We start from the raw sequence: 12,787 nt of genomic DNA, 5'->3' as shown, positions 1-12,787 counted from the left end.
TACGTGCCAGTAACGATTACCGGAATGTGTTGGACCTCAGGAGGATCGATGGCTATTTCGCGCGGGGGCGGGTGTCGGCAACGGAGCCTGCGCCGCCCGCGTGACCTCCGCGATCAGCTCCACGACATCCGGGCCGTACGCCTGCGAGTTGACCACCTTCAGCAGCAGGACGAAGGAGCCGGTGCCGTGCTTGCGGGTCAGCCGCTCATGGTTGCGGGCGAGATAGCGGGTGGCGGCCTGGTTGGTGATCGCGGTCTGGCCGCAGAAGAGGAAGACGGGACGCGGGCCCTGGCTCTCGCCGACGGTCAGCCGGGCGAGGAGCGCGTACTCCTCCTTGCCGACCTCCACCCGATAGCGCTCGGAGCCGATCTGGAGGGCGCCCCGGTCCGGGCCGGGTTCGGCGTCGACGTTCACCCGCACCCCGGGCAGTAGGGAGGCCAGGTGCGCCGTCATACGGCGGTTCGACGCCGGGCCGCCGACGCAGAACTCGGTGCGCTCGCCGAAGCCCTGGCGTGCCGCGTCGTGCGGGATGATCTGGGCGTGGGCGTTGCAGTCCTTGATCAGCGCCGCGAGTTCGAGCAGCGCGAACACGTCGTAACGCATCACCGTGAGCTCGGGTCCGCCGGCCCCGCGGTTCACCACCAGCAGGGACTCGGCATTGTCGGGCAGCCCGAAAAACGCCTGCTTGCGGCGGAGCTTCCGCTTCCACAGGTACGTACGGGCAAGCCAGCCGAGGGCGGCACTGATGGCCGCCGCGACCACGCCCAGGACGATGTTGCGCACGTCGTCGTTCATGGGCGCGCATGGTAGCGGGCCAACGCAAACCGTTGTTCGACACACGGGGTCACGCGCTCCTGACGGGGGCATGGCGATCGATTAGGCTGCGCCAACAGCCCCTGCCTGGAGGTGCGGATGCGTCGCCCTGTCGCGCGGAAACTGTCGGTCCTGGCGGTCTCGGCCGCCGTGGTGTCGGTGGGAGCCGCGGCGCCCCCCGGCGCGCAGAGCAGCCCCGAGAAGGTCCCCGTGGCGGTCGGCTACGGCGGCGCCGTGTCGAGCGTCGACGCGGACGCGTCCGCGGCCGGCATCGAGGTCCTGCGCAAGGGCGGCAACGCCGTCGACGCCGCCGTGGCCACGGCCGCCGCGCTCGGCGTCACCGAGCCCTACTCCGCCGGCGTCGGCGGGGGCGGCTACTTCGTCTACTACGACGCCAAGTCCCGTACGGTGCGGACCATCGACGGCCGCGAGACCGCGCCGCTGAGCGCGGACTCCGACCTGTTCGTGGAGAACGGCAAGGCGATCCCCTTCGCCGAGGCCGTCACCAGCGGCCTGAGCGTCGGCACCCCGGGCACGCCCGCCACCTGGCAGAAGGCGCTCGACAAGTGGGGGAGCAAACGGCTCGGCACCGTGCTGCAGCCCGCCGAGCGGCTGGCCCGGGACGGCTTCACCGTCGACGACACCTTCCGCTCGCAGACCGCCGCGAACGAGACCCGGTTCCGCTACTTCCCGGACACCGCCGAGCTGTTCCTGCCGAACGGCGCCCTGCCGGTCGTCGGCTCCACCTTCAGGAACCCCGATCTCGCCCGGACCTACGCGGAGTTGGCGAAGAGGGGCGTCGGCGCGCTCTACCGGGGCGACATCGCCGAGGACATCGTCGACACGGTCAACCACCCGCCCGTGGACCCGGGCTCCGGCTGGAAGGCCCGCCCCGGCGACCTCACCGCCAAGGACCTGGCCACGTACCGCACCAAGTCGCAGGCGCCCACCAGGACCTCGTACCGCGGACTCGGCGTCTACTCCATGGCGCCCTCCTCCTCCGGCGGCACGACGGTCGGCGAGGCGCTGAACATCCTGGAGAACACGGACCTGTCGAAGGCGAGCGAGGTCCAGTACCTGCACCGCTACATCGAGGCCAGCCGTATCGCCTTCGCCGACCGCGGGCGCTGGGTCGGCGACCCGGCCTTCGAGGACGTACCGACCAAGGACCTGCTGTCGCAGCGCTACGCCGACTCGCGGGAGTGCCTGATCAAGGACGACGCGGTGCTGACCAGCCCCCTCGCGCCGGGCGACCCGCGCAACCCGGCGGCCTGCGACGCCGGTGGCACGGCGGCCCCGACCACCTACGAGGGCGACAGCACCACCCACCTCACGGTGGCCGACAAGTGGGGGAACGTCGTCTCCTACACGCTGACCATCGAGCAGACCGGTGGCAGCGGCATCACGGTCCCGGGCCGTGGCTTCATCCTCAACAACGAGCTGACGGACTTCTCCTTCACCCCCGCCAACCCGGCCGTGCACGACCCGAACCTGCCGGGTCCGGGCAAGCGTCCGCGTTCCTCGATGTCCCCGACCATCGTCCTCGACCGGCACGACAAGCCCGTCGTGGCGCTCGGTTCGCCAGGTGGCGCGACCATCATCACGACCGTGCTGCAGACCCTGACCGGCTTCGTCGACCGTGGACTGCCGCTGGTCGACGCGATCGCCGCGCCGCGCGCCAGCCAGCGCAACGCGGCCCAGACCGAGCTGGAACCCGGGCTCGACAGTGAGTCGAAGGCCCGGCTGGAGGCCATCGGCCACTCCTTCAAGCCCAACCCCGAGATCGGCGCCGCCACCGCTGTGCAGCGGCTGCCGGAAGGGAAGTGGCTGGCCGCCGCCGAGAGGGGACGGCGGGGCGGCGGCTCGGCGATGGTGGTGCGGCCGGCGTCGTAGCGTCCGCGAGGGGCGTCACAACTCGGGGGCGGGCGGCAGCTCTTCCGCACGGAAGGTGAGCTGGCCGTCCGCCACGTCCACCGTCACCCGGCCGCCCTCGCCGATCCGGCCGTCCAGGAGCAGCCGGGAGAGCTGGTTGTCGACCTCCCGCTGGATCGTGCGGCGCAGCGGGCGGGCGCCGTACTCGGGCTGGTAGCCGCGCTCGGAGAGCCAGTCGACTGCCGCGCCGGTGAAGTCGACCGAGACGCCCTGGGCGTGCAGCAGACGACGGGTCTTGTCCAGCAGCAGGTTGGTGATCCGCTCCAACTGCTCCGGGGTCAGGCGGCGGAAGACGACGACCTCGTCGATGCGGTTGAGGAACTCGGGCCGGAAGTGCTCGCGCAACGGCCGCAGGACCCGCTCGCTGCGCGCCTGTTCGTCGGCCTCCTCGTCACCCGCGCCGAACCCGATGCCGGTGCCGCCGCGGCCGATCGCCTCCGAACCCAGGTTGCTGGTCATCACGATGACCGTGTTGGTGAAGTCGACCGTGCGGCCCTGGGAGTCGGTCAGCCGGCCGTCGTCCAGGACCTGCAGCAGGATGTTGAAGACGTCCGGGTGAGCCTTCTCGACCTCGTCGAGCAGGAGCAGCGAGTACGGGTGCCGGCGCACCACCTCGGTGAGCTGCCCGGCCTCCTCGTGGCCGACGTACCCGGGCGGGGCGCCGACCAGGCGGCTGACGGTGTGCCGTTCCTGGTACTCGCTCATGTCCAGGCGGACCATCCGCTCCTCGCTGCCGAACAGCGCCTCGGCGAGCGCGCGGGCAAGCTCGGTCTTGCCGACGCCGGTCGGGCCGAGGAAGAGGAAGCTGCCGATCGGCCGGTCGGGGCTGGCGAGTCCGGCCCGGGAGCGCAGCACCGCGTCGGAGACCACGCGCACCGCCTCGTCCTGGCCGACGACCCGCTCGTGCAGGTGCTCCTCCAGGCCGAGCAGCCGGTCCTTCTCCTCCTCGGTGAGGCTGCTCACCGGGATGCCGGTCTGCCGGGACACGACCTCCGCGATGGCCTCGGCGGTGACCTCCAGATGCTGTCCCTCGTCGGCCTCCTCGTTGTCGGAGGCCTCCGCGATGCGCTGCTTCAACTCGACGATACGGTCGCGCAGTTGCGTGGCCTGCTCGTACTGCTCGTCGGTGACCGCCTGGTCCTTGTCCCGGTACAGCTGCTCGACCTCGCGCTCCAGGGTCCGTACGTCCGTCCCCTTGGCCCGCGCACCCAGCCGGACCCGGGCGCCCGCCTGGTCGATCAGGTCGATCGCCTTGTCCGGCAGGCGGCGGTCGGTGAGATAGCGGTCGGAGAGTTCCACGGCGGCGACGAGCGCCTCGTCGCTGTAGCGGACCTGGTGGTGGGCCTCGTAGCGGTCGCGCAGGCCGCGCAGGATCTCGATCGCGTCGGCGGCGGTCGGCTCGGGGACGAGGATCGGCTGGAAGCGGCGGGAGAGGGCCGCGTCCTTCTCGATCCTGCGGTACTCCTCCAGCGTGGTCGCGCCCACGACGTGCAACTCGCCGCGGGCCAGCGCCGGCTTGAGGATGTTCCCGGCGTCCATGGAGCCGCCCTCGCCGCCGCCTCCGGCGCCTACGACGGTGTGCAACTCGTCGATGAAGACGATCAGTTGGTCGGAGTGCGAGCGGATCTCGCCCACGATGTTGTTGAGCCGCTCCTCGAAGTCGCCCCGGTAGCGGGTGCCCGCCACCACGCCCGTCAGGTCCAGCGCGACCACCCGGCGGCCGCCGAGGATGTCGGGCACGTCGCCGTCCGCGATCCGCTGGGCCAGGCCCTCCACGATCGCGGTCTTGCCGACGCCCGCGTCGCCGATCAGCACCGGGTTGTTCTTGCCGCGCCGCGACAGCACCTCGACGGTCTGCTCGATCTCCTCGTCCCGGCCGATCACCGGGTCGATACGGCCCCGGCGGGCGAGGTCGGTGAGGTCGCGGCCGTACTTGTCAAGGGTGGGCGTACCGGAGTCGACGCGCGGTCGCTGGTCGACGCGGGGCCGGGACTGGGAGCTGTCCGAGGCCTCGGGCGGCATGCCGGGGCCGGAGGGGGCGAAGCGGGCCGCGTTCAGGATGTGGCCGGCCGCGGAGTCGGGGTTCGCGGCGAGGGCGCTGAGCACATGCTCCGGGCCGATGTAGCCGGTGCCCCGCGCCCGGGCCAGGTCGTGGGCGTCGAGCAGGGCGCGCTTGGCGGCCGGGGTCAGGGACAGCGACGTCGGCGGCGGGACCTCGCCCGGCGGGTGCTGGACCGGGCCCGACCGCTCGTCGATCTCCGTCGCCAGCGAGTCGGGGTCCGCGCCCGCCCGGGTGAGCAGGCTCCGGGTCGGCTCGGCGGACAGGGCGGCGCGCAGCAGGTGCTGGGTGTCCAGGTCGCGGCTGCCGTGCTCGGCGGCGTACTGGGCGGCGCCCTGCACCAGCTCCCGGGCCGGCTGACTGAGCAGGCGGCCGATGTCGATCTGCCGGGGGCCGGGGCGCGGGCCGCCGAAGAAGCGGGCGAGGAATTCTCCGAAGGGGTCGTAGTCTTCCGGACCACCAGTGAAGCCGCTGGTCATGGCGTTCCCATCCGGCGTCCCTGCGCGGGCAGGGTCGCCCTCGCTCATCGACGTGCCGGAGTCGGGTAACCCGGGCGCAAGCCGGTTACACCTGACCGCGTTCGTAGAACACCTTCGCACGAACGGTGGCCGGGGGCACCTTCAGGGAAACGGCACCCGAGGGGCGCCCGAGGGGCACCGGAGCGGCCGCCTCAGCGTGCCGTCAGGACCCGGGGTCCCGACTCCGTGATCGCCACCGTGTGCTCCGCGTGGGCCGCGCGGGAGCCGTCGTTCGTGCACAGCGTCCAGCCGTCCGGTGCCGCGTGGTAGCCGTCCTGGCCGCCGGCGATGAGCATCGGCTCGATGGCGAGGACCAGGCCGTGCCGCAGCGGCATGCCCCGGCCGGGAGGGCCCTCGTTCGGCACCGAAGGGTCCTCGTGCATCTTGCGGCCGATGCCGTGCCCGCCGAAGCCGTCCGGGACGCCGTATCCGGCCGCCCGGCACACCGAGCCGATCGCGTGGGCGATGTCGCCGATACGGTTGCCGACGACGGCCGCTTCGATGCCCGCCACCAGGGCCCGTTCAGCGGTCTCGACCAGGCGTACGTCGGCCGGGCGCGCCCGGCCCACCGTGAAGCTGATCGCCGAGTCGCCCGCCCAGCCGCCCAGTTCGGCGCCGCAGTCGATGGAGACCAGGTCGCCGTCGCGCAGGCGGTAGCCGGTCGGGATGCCGTGCACGATCGCGTCGTTCACCGAGGCGCAGATGACCGCGGGGAAGGGGACGGGGGCGAAGGAGGGGCGGTAGCCGAGGAAGGGCGACGTCGCCCCCGCGTCGCGCAGCACCTCGCGCGCCACCTCGTCCAGCTCCAGCAGGGAAACCCCCACGTCGGCGGCCTTGCGTACGGCGGTGAGCGCCTGGCCCACCACCTGCCCCGCCTCGTACATCGCATCGATCGACTGGTTCGTCTTCAGCTCCACCATGCCAATTACTATACCGGTATTAGAATGGTGGCATGGTGCGCACCCCTCTCACCCCCGAAGAGCGTGAACGCGGCGAGCGGCTCGGCCGGCTGCTGCGCGAGGCTCGCGGCGGCCGCAGCATGACGTTCGTCGCGGCGAGCGCCGGCATCTCCCCGGAGACGCTCCGCAAGATCGAGACCGGGCGGGCGCCGACGCCGGCCTTCTTCACGGTGGCGGCGGTGGCGCACGCCCTCGGTCTGTCGATGGACGAACTGATCGGGCGCTGCGCACCGGTTGCCGAAGCGGCTGCCTGAGCTCACCGCTGACGTTGCCGCCCGAGAGGGTATGCACGTCACGCTCCGGCAGCCGCGGCGTACTCTGCGTTCCGCCGGAAAACTCCCCGTAGCACGCTCGTAACATCACTGGTGTTGCCTAACGGACCGGAGTGCTCCGGTCTGGCGGGAGTTGGGCGATGTCAGTGGATCAACTCCCGGCTCGGGTACGGGAGTTCGTGAACTACCTGGACGGCCTTGTGGCGCGCCTGGATCAGGGCGGCGGCTGGTGCGGGGTGTTCTGGCAGCGCGACCCGGAGGGCATGCAGGCCTGCCTCGACGGACGCGAAGTGCCGCCCTGGGACGTGGTGGAGTCACTCCTGCACGACCTCGCCGGCCAGTACGGCCCCGGCGGTGCCGGCCCCGAGACGGAACGCGCCCGCGCCCTGCACACAGGCGCCCTCGCCACGTACGACGCCCGGCCCGGCGGCCGTGACGCCCTCGGGGACCGCCTCGACGTCATGCTCCGCGAACAGCGCTACGCCGCCGAACGGCAGGCGGAACTGGGCCGGTTGCTCGCCTCGGCCCCCGACCCCTGGGATGTCGACACCATCCGCCTGGACCTCGCCTGGGCCCGCGACGACCACGAACGTGCCACCGCTCGATGCGCCGAACTCCGCGCACGGATGGCCGACTCGGACCGCCGGGCGGCGGGCGCACAGGGCCAGGCGATACGGCGGGGGCGGACGGGGGAGGAGGGCTTCTTCCGGGCCGACGTCGGGCTTGCTGGTGAGGGCTCCAGGGGTGGCCGGTCCGGGGGCGGGGGGTCCGCGGGTGACGGGTTCGAGGGCGGCGGGCTCGAGGGCGGCGGGTTCGGTGATGCCCGCGCCGGGCGCGCGCGGTTCGCAGACGAAGGGGGCGAGGGGGGCCAGTTCGGGGATGGCGGGTTCAGCGGGCGTGGACCCGGAAATGGCGCATCCGGACGCGAGGGCGGCGGGGGCGGCGTCGGAGAAGGCGGGCCTGGACACGATCGGCATGCGGGTGACGGCGTCTTTGGATCGACCGCGCCCGGCGACGACGGCTTCGGCAAGGGCGAGCCCGGAGGCGGCCGGTTCGGGCGCGGCCCATCCGGGGGCGGCGGCTTGCGGAGGGGCAGGTCCGCCGGTGAGGGCATCGGCGGGGAGAGCTTCGGCAGCGAACGCTTTGGCGGCGTAGGGCCCGCGGCCGTCTACCCTACGCAGCCGCGTGAGGCCGATTCACCCGGCGGTGGCAGTCACACCATGCCCCGTCAGCGGGCCGCGCAGCCGGAAGCCCGGGCGGTGGAGCGCGGGAGGGCGTATGCGTCGCCGGAAGCCTGGGGCGGAGGTCGCGGAGATGCCTCTGCCCGGTCGGCGGCCGAGCCGGTGGCCGACGCGGGGCGCCCGGTCGAGGAGCCGGGGGACGCCTCCGACCGCGAAACCGGCCGGCCCGACGAGCGACCGGCGCCGCGCAAACGCCGCCGAGGCAGCGCCCGCTTCGCCGGGATCGTAGAGGAGGAGGCCGCCCCCGTGGGCGTACCGCCGACCGACCTGCCCAGCCTCCCCACCCAGCCCGTCACCGCCCGCCGCACCCCGCGCGGAGCCCGATTCGCCGGTGCCGCCGAGGAAGCGCCCGCGTCCCCGGACCCGCAGTCGCAGGCCGGGCCCGCCGATGCCGAGGAGCGGCGTGAGGTCGTCGGGGTCGTGGAGACGCTGGTGCGGCTGCGCGGCGCAGGCCGTAGTGGTGAGGCGCATGCGCTGCTCGTCGAGGGCGCGTACTGGCCCGCCCACCGCATCCCGCTGCTGGCCGCCGAGATGCAGCGCGCCGGGCTCGGAGCCGACTGGGCGACCCTGCTGTGGGAGGCCGCCTCGCTGCCCGCCGAGCGGCTCGTGGCCGCGGCCGACGCGCTGACCGCGGCGGGCCGTGCCGACGACGCGGAGCAGATTCTGCGCCAGGGCGTGGTGCGGCCCGCGAACGAGATCGGGCAGGCCGTCGTGGGGTTGGCCGGCGCGGGGCGGCACCGTGAGATCCGTGCCCTGCTGGACGCGTACGTCCGCGTCCGCACCCCCGAGGAGGCCGCTCGCAGCGCCGCGCCCGACCCGAAGACGCTCGTACCGCTGCTGCTGGCAGCCGCCCAGGGCGTCTCGGACGAGTGCCAGTGGGATCTCGTCCACGCCCTGCGGGTGGCCGGCTTCACGGCGTGACGCCCCGGCACCGACCCGGGCGCCACTCCCGTCCCATCCACCCCACCGGCCCCATCCATCACCCACAGGAGTGTGAAACGTGATCGACTCAGCGGGTTAACGACGATGGTCTTGGCAAGGCTGTTCCAGGGGCTTACTTTCGAGCCTCTACGGCCCCCCTCTACGGGCGTAGAGGCTCTGACGTCCCGTCGAAGGAGCAGCTCATGGCCAACGTCGTACGCGCCGCTCTGGTCCAGGCCACCTGGACCGGCGACACCGAGTCCATGGTCGCGAAACACGAGGAGCACGCCCGCGAGGCGGCCCGGCAGGGCGCAAAGATCATCGGCTTCCAGGAAGTCTTCAACGCTCCCTACTTCTGCCAGGTCCAGGATCCGCAGCACTACTCCTGGGCCGAGCCGGTCCCCGACGGGCCGACCGTGCGGCGTATGCAGGAGCTCGCCCGCGAGACGGGCATGGTGGTCGTCGTGCCCGTCTTCGAGGTCGAGCAGTCGGGCTTCTACTACAACACCGCGGCCGTGATCGACGCCGACGGCACCTTCCTCGGCAAGTACCGCAAGCACCACATCCCGCAGGTCAAGGGCTTCTGGGAGAAGTACTACTTCAAGCCCGGCAACATCGGCTGGCCCGTCTTCGACACCGCCGTGGGCAAGGTCGGCGTCTACATCTGCTACGACCGTCACTTCCCGGAGGGCTGGCGCCAACTCGGCCTCAACGGAGCCCAGTTGGTCTACAACCCCTCCGCCACCCACCGCGGCCTCTCCTCCTACCTCTGGCGCCTGGAGCAGCCGGCCGCCGCCGTCGCCAACGAGTACTTCATCGCCGCGATCAACCGGGTCGGCGTCGAGGAGTACGGCGACAACGACTTCTACGGGACGTCGTACTTCGTCGACCCCCGCGGCCAGTTCGTCGGCGAGACCGCCAGCGACAAGAGCGAGGAGCTCATCGTCCGCGACCTCGACTTCGACCTCATCGAGGAAGTGCGGCAGCAGTGGGCCTTCTACCGTGACCGCCGCCCCGACGCCTACGAAGGGCTGGTGCAGCCGTGACCAAGGACCTGCTGGGACGCCACCGCGCCGTCATGCCGGACTGGCTCGCCCTGTACTACGAGGAGCCGCTGGAGATCACCCACGGCGAGGGCCGTCACGTGTGGGACGCCGCCGGCAACCGGTATCTCGACTTCTTCGGCGGCATCCTGACGACCATGACCGCGCACGCGCTGCCCGAGGTGACGAAGGCGGTGAGCGAACAGGCCGGGCGGATCATCCACTCCTCGACCCTGTACCTGAACCGGCCCATGGTCGAACTCGCCGAGCGCATCGCCCAGTTGAGCGGCATCCCGGATGCCCGTGTCTTCTTCACGACCTCCGGCACCGAGGCCAACGACACCGCCCTGCTGCGCGCGACGGCCTACCGGCGCAGCAACACGATCCTCGCGATGCGCAACAGCTACCACGGCCGCTCCTTCAGCGCCGTCGGCATCACCGGCAACCGCGGCTGGTCCCCGACCTCGCTGTCGCCGCTGCAGACGCTCTACGTCCACGGCGGGGTGCGCACGCGCGGCCCGTACGCCTCACTCGGCGACGAGGACTTCATCGCCGCCTGCGTCGACGACCTGAACGACGTCCTCGGCCACACCCGCCCGCCCGCGGCCCTGATCGCCGAGCCCATCCAGGGCGTCGGCGGTTTCACATCCGGGCCCGACGGTCTGTATGCCGCCTTCCGCGAGGTGCTCGCCGAGCGCGGCATCCTGTGGATCGCCGACGAGGTGCAGACCGGCTGGGGCCGCACCGGGGACCACTTCTGGGGCTGGCAGGCGCACGGCCGGTCCGGTCCGCCGGACATCCTGACCTTCGCCAAGGGCATCGGCAACGGCATGTCCATCGGCGGTGTCGTCGCCCGCGGCGAGATCATGAACTGCCTGGACGCCAACAGCATCTCGACCTTCGGCGGCACCCAGATCACCATGGCGGCCGGCCTCGCCAACCTGTCGTACCTGCTGGAACACGACCTCCAGGGCAACGCCCGGCGCGTCGGCGGACTGCTCCTCGAACGGCTGCGGGCCGTCGCGGCGCACGTGCCGCACGTACGGGAGGTACGCGGCCGGGGTCTGATGCTGGGCATCGAACTCACCCGGCCCGGCACCGACGAGGCCGACCCGGTCGCCGCGTCGGCGGTGCTGGAAGCCGCCCGCGACGGCGGCCTCCTCATCGGCAAGGGCGGTGGCCACAACACCACGTCCCTGCGCGTCGCCCCGCCCCTGTCCCTCACCGTCGCGGAGGCCGAGGAAGGCGCCGCGATCCTCGAGAACGCTCTGCGGAGCATCTAGCAGGAGCCGGCTGAACATCTGTGAGTACCTGAAGCAAGGGAACGCCGCCATGACCGTCACCTCGGAGCTTTGGGAGCCCTTGGAGCCTTCGGAACCCCTGGAACCCGCCCTGTCGGTGCGGCAGGTCCTCACCCTGGAGCGGGTGCTCGCCGGGGAGCCCGAGGTGGTGGCCGGCGCCGGTGGGCTGTACCGGCCGGTGCGCTGGGTGCATGTCGCCGAGGCGCCGGACGTCGGGGTGATGCTCAGCGGCGGCGAGATGGTCCTCACCACGGGGGTGCTGCTCGCCGGGGACGAGGACAAGCAGGCCGAGTACATCCGCTCCCTGCACCGGGCCGAGGCGGCGGCCGTCGTGCTGGGCCTCGGCCGGGCGTTCCCCGCACCACCGGAGGTGATGCGCCGGGCCGCCGAGCGGTGCGGGCTGCCCATGGTCGTCCTGCACCGGCCGTTCCCCTTCGCCGAGCTCACCGAGGAGGTCCAGTCCCGGCTCGTGCGGCGGAAGTTCGCCGCGGTCAGCCTCTCGGAGGCCGTACGGACCGCGCTCACCGGACTCATCACCGCGGGCGCCCCGCTGCAACGGCTGCTCGACGAGGTCGCCTCGCACAGCGCCTGCCCCGTCGTCGTCACCAACCTCGCGCACCGCGTCCTCGCCACGGCGGGCGAGCGGTCGGCCGTGGACGACGTGCTGCGTGACTGGGAGCGCATCGCCCGCCAGGCCGGTGGCAGCGAGGGCGACGGCTGGATCCGCGCCGAGCTCGGCGGGCGCGGGGAGCGGTGGGGCGAGATCATGCTGTGCGGGCATCGCGGCGACACCGCCACCGGGCGGCTGCTCGCCGAGCGCGCCGCCGAGGCCCTCGTCCTGCACCGCATGCTCGGCGGCAACTCCGCGCACAGCTGGGAGGAGCAGTCCGCGCAGAGCCTGCTCACCGACCTCGTCAGCGGGGTCGTCCCGGCCCGGCAGCTGCTGCCACGCGCGCGAGCCGCCGGGCTGCCGGTGAACCGGCGCACGTTCGTGCCGCTGGTCGTGCGCGACGGCGAGGCGGCCCAACTGGAGCGCGTGCTGCGGATGCTGGGGCTGTCCGGGATCGCCGCCGAACTCGCCGAGGGGGCGACCGCCGTGCTGCTCAGCCTCGCCCGGGACCAGGACGCCGCCGTACTCGCCGCCAACTTCGCCACCCGGGTGCGCTCCGAGTCCGGGGCCGAACAGATCGTCGTGGCCGCCGCCGACGCACGTACCGCCTGGGACGACGTGCCCGCCGGACTGCGCGAGGCCCAGAACGTCGCCGATGCCGTCGCCGACTCCTCCGCCGTCCTCGACCTCCCGGTCGTCGTACGCCTGAAGGACGTGCATCTGCGCGGCCTGATCCGGCTGCTGCGGGACGACCCGCAGGTGCAGTCGTTCGCGGAGCGGGAGTTGGACGGGCTGCTGTGCGTGGCCGACGACGACATGCTGGCCGTGCTGCGGACGTACCTCGCGACCGGCCGGAACAAGTCCCGCACCGCCCAGCTCCACCATGTCTCGCGGCCCGCGCTCTATCGCCGCCTGGAGGCGATACAGACGCGGCTCGGCGTCGACCTCGACGACTTCGAGCAGGCAGCATCCGTGCACATCGCACTCCTCGCGCACGACGCGCAACAGAGCTGAAACCTGGCACGACCTGGGAAAACGGCGGTGAAACATGGGATCACGACAGGGTGACACCGTGGCACGCCGCATGCCCCCAGACGTGACACCGTGCAACTCAAACC

9 protein-coding genes are annotated in these 12,787 nt (G+C 72.3%); 6 read left to right on the top strand and 3 right to left on the bottom strand.

The window, feature by feature from the left end; translation table 11 throughout:
- Positions 1 to 36 precede the first annotated feature (36 nt).
- Positions 37 to 795, bottom strand: coding sequence for a hypothetical protein (locus OHO27_RS07555; RefSeq protein WP_328421536.1), 759 nt, complete (start codon positions 793 to 795; stop codon positions 37 to 39).
- 117 nt (positions 796 to 912) lie between these two features.
- Between OHO27_RS07555 and ggt the strand changes: the two genes are divergently transcribed.
- Positions 913 to 2,706 (top strand): gamma-glutamyltransferase, encoded by a 1,794-nt coding sequence (gene ggt, locus OHO27_RS07550; RefSeq protein ID WP_328421534.1) that lies wholly within the window; start codon positions 913 to 915, stop codon positions 2,704 to 2,706.
- A gap of 15 nt (positions 2,707 to 2,721) precedes the next feature.
- On the opposite strand, the gene OHO27_RS07545 is transcribed toward ggt, so the two are convergent.
- A complete protein-coding gene (locus OHO27_RS07545; protein WP_328421532.1) occupies positions 2,722 to 5,283 on the bottom strand; it encodes an ATP-dependent Clp protease ATP-binding subunit in 2,562 nt (853 codons plus the stop codon).
- A 191-nt stretch (positions 5,284 to 5,474) separates the two neighbouring features.
- A complete protein-coding gene (gene map / locus OHO27_RS07540; RefSeq protein ID WP_328421530.1) occupies positions 5,475 to 6,242 on the bottom strand; it encodes a type I methionyl aminopeptidase in 768 nt (255 codons plus the stop codon).
- Between the two features lie 32 nt (positions 6,243 to 6,274).
- On the opposite strand from map, the gene OHO27_RS07535 reads away from it, so the two are divergent.
- The 5 genes from OHO27_RS07535 (at position 6,275) to OHO27_RS07515 (ending at position 12,683) form a co-directional block, all read left to right on the top strand.
- A complete protein-coding gene (locus OHO27_RS07535) occupies positions 6,275 to 6,535 on the top strand; it encodes a helix-turn-helix domain-containing protein (RefSeq protein ID WP_328421528.1) in 261 nt (86 codons plus the stop codon).
- A gap of 158 nt (positions 6,536 to 6,693) precedes the next feature.
- Positions 6,694 to 8,715, top strand: coding sequence for a hypothetical protein (locus OHO27_RS07530; RefSeq protein ID WP_328421526.1), 2,022 nt, complete (start codon positions 6,694 to 6,696; stop codon positions 8,713 to 8,715).
- Between the two features lie 203 nt (positions 8,716 to 8,918).
- A complete protein-coding gene (locus OHO27_RS07525; RefSeq protein WP_328421524.1) occupies positions 8,919 to 9,761 on the top strand; it encodes a nitrilase-related carbon-nitrogen hydrolase in 843 nt (280 codons plus the stop codon).
- Positions 9,758 to 11,041 carry an aspartate aminotransferase family protein gene (locus OHO27_RS07520; protein ID WP_328421522.1) on the top strand — a complete coding sequence of 428 codons (1,284 nt, stop codon included), beginning with the start codon at positions 9,758 to 9,760 and terminating at the stop codon, positions 11,039 to 11,041. Before OHO27_RS07525 ends, OHO27_RS07520 begins: the two co-directional genes overlap by 4 nt.
- Positions 11,042 to 11,090: 49 nt before the next feature.
- On the top strand, positions 11,091 to 12,683 hold the full coding sequence (locus tag OHO27_RS07515) for a PucR family transcriptional regulator (protein ID WP_328421521.1): 1,593 nt from the start codon (positions 11,091 to 11,093) through the stop codon (positions 12,681 to 12,683).
- Positions 12,684 to 12,787 lie beyond the last annotated feature (104 nt).

Origin of the sequence: Streptomyces sp. NBC_00443, from assembly GCF_036014175.1 — a bacterium.
Classification (GTDB): Bacteria; Actinomycetota; Actinomycetes; order Streptomycetales; family Streptomycetaceae; genus Streptomyces.
The sequence above is the reverse complement of the archived record's forward strand: the minus strand, read 5'-3'. Positions and strand labels throughout refer to the sequence as shown.

What these genes read in the sequence shown, in the direction of transcription:
- OHO27_RS07555 (WP_328421536.1), bottom strand. Translation starts at nt 795, where the DNA reads ATGAACGACGACGTGCGCAACATCGTCCTGGGCGTGGTCGCGGCGGCC.
- ggt (WP_328421534.1), top strand. Translation starts at nt 913, where the DNA reads ATGCGTCGCCCTGTCGCGCGGAAACTGTCGGTCCTGGCGGTCTCGGCC.
- OHO27_RS07545 (WP_328421532.1), bottom strand. Translation starts at nt 5,283, where the DNA reads ATGACCAGCGGCTTCACTGGTGGTCCGGAAGACTACGACCCCTTCGGA.
- map (WP_328421530.1), bottom strand. Translation starts at nt 6,242, where the DNA reads ATGGTGGAGCTGAAGACGAACCAGTCGATCGATGCGATGTACGAGGCG.
- OHO27_RS07535 (WP_328421528.1), top strand. Translation starts at nt 6,275, where the DNA reads ATGGTGCGCACCCCTCTCACCCCCGAAGAGCGTGAACGCGGCGAGCGG.
- OHO27_RS07530 (WP_328421526.1), top strand. Translation starts at nt 6,694, where the DNA reads ATGTCAGTGGATCAACTCCCGGCTCGGGTACGGGAGTTCGTGAACTAC.
- OHO27_RS07525 (WP_328421524.1), top strand. Translation starts at nt 8,919, where the DNA reads ATGGCCAACGTCGTACGCGCCGCTCTGGTCCAGGCCACCTGGACCGGC.
- OHO27_RS07515 (WP_328421521.1), top strand. Translation starts at nt 11,091, where the DNA reads ATGACCGTCACCTCGGAGCTTTGGGAGCCCTTGGAGCCTTCGGAACCC.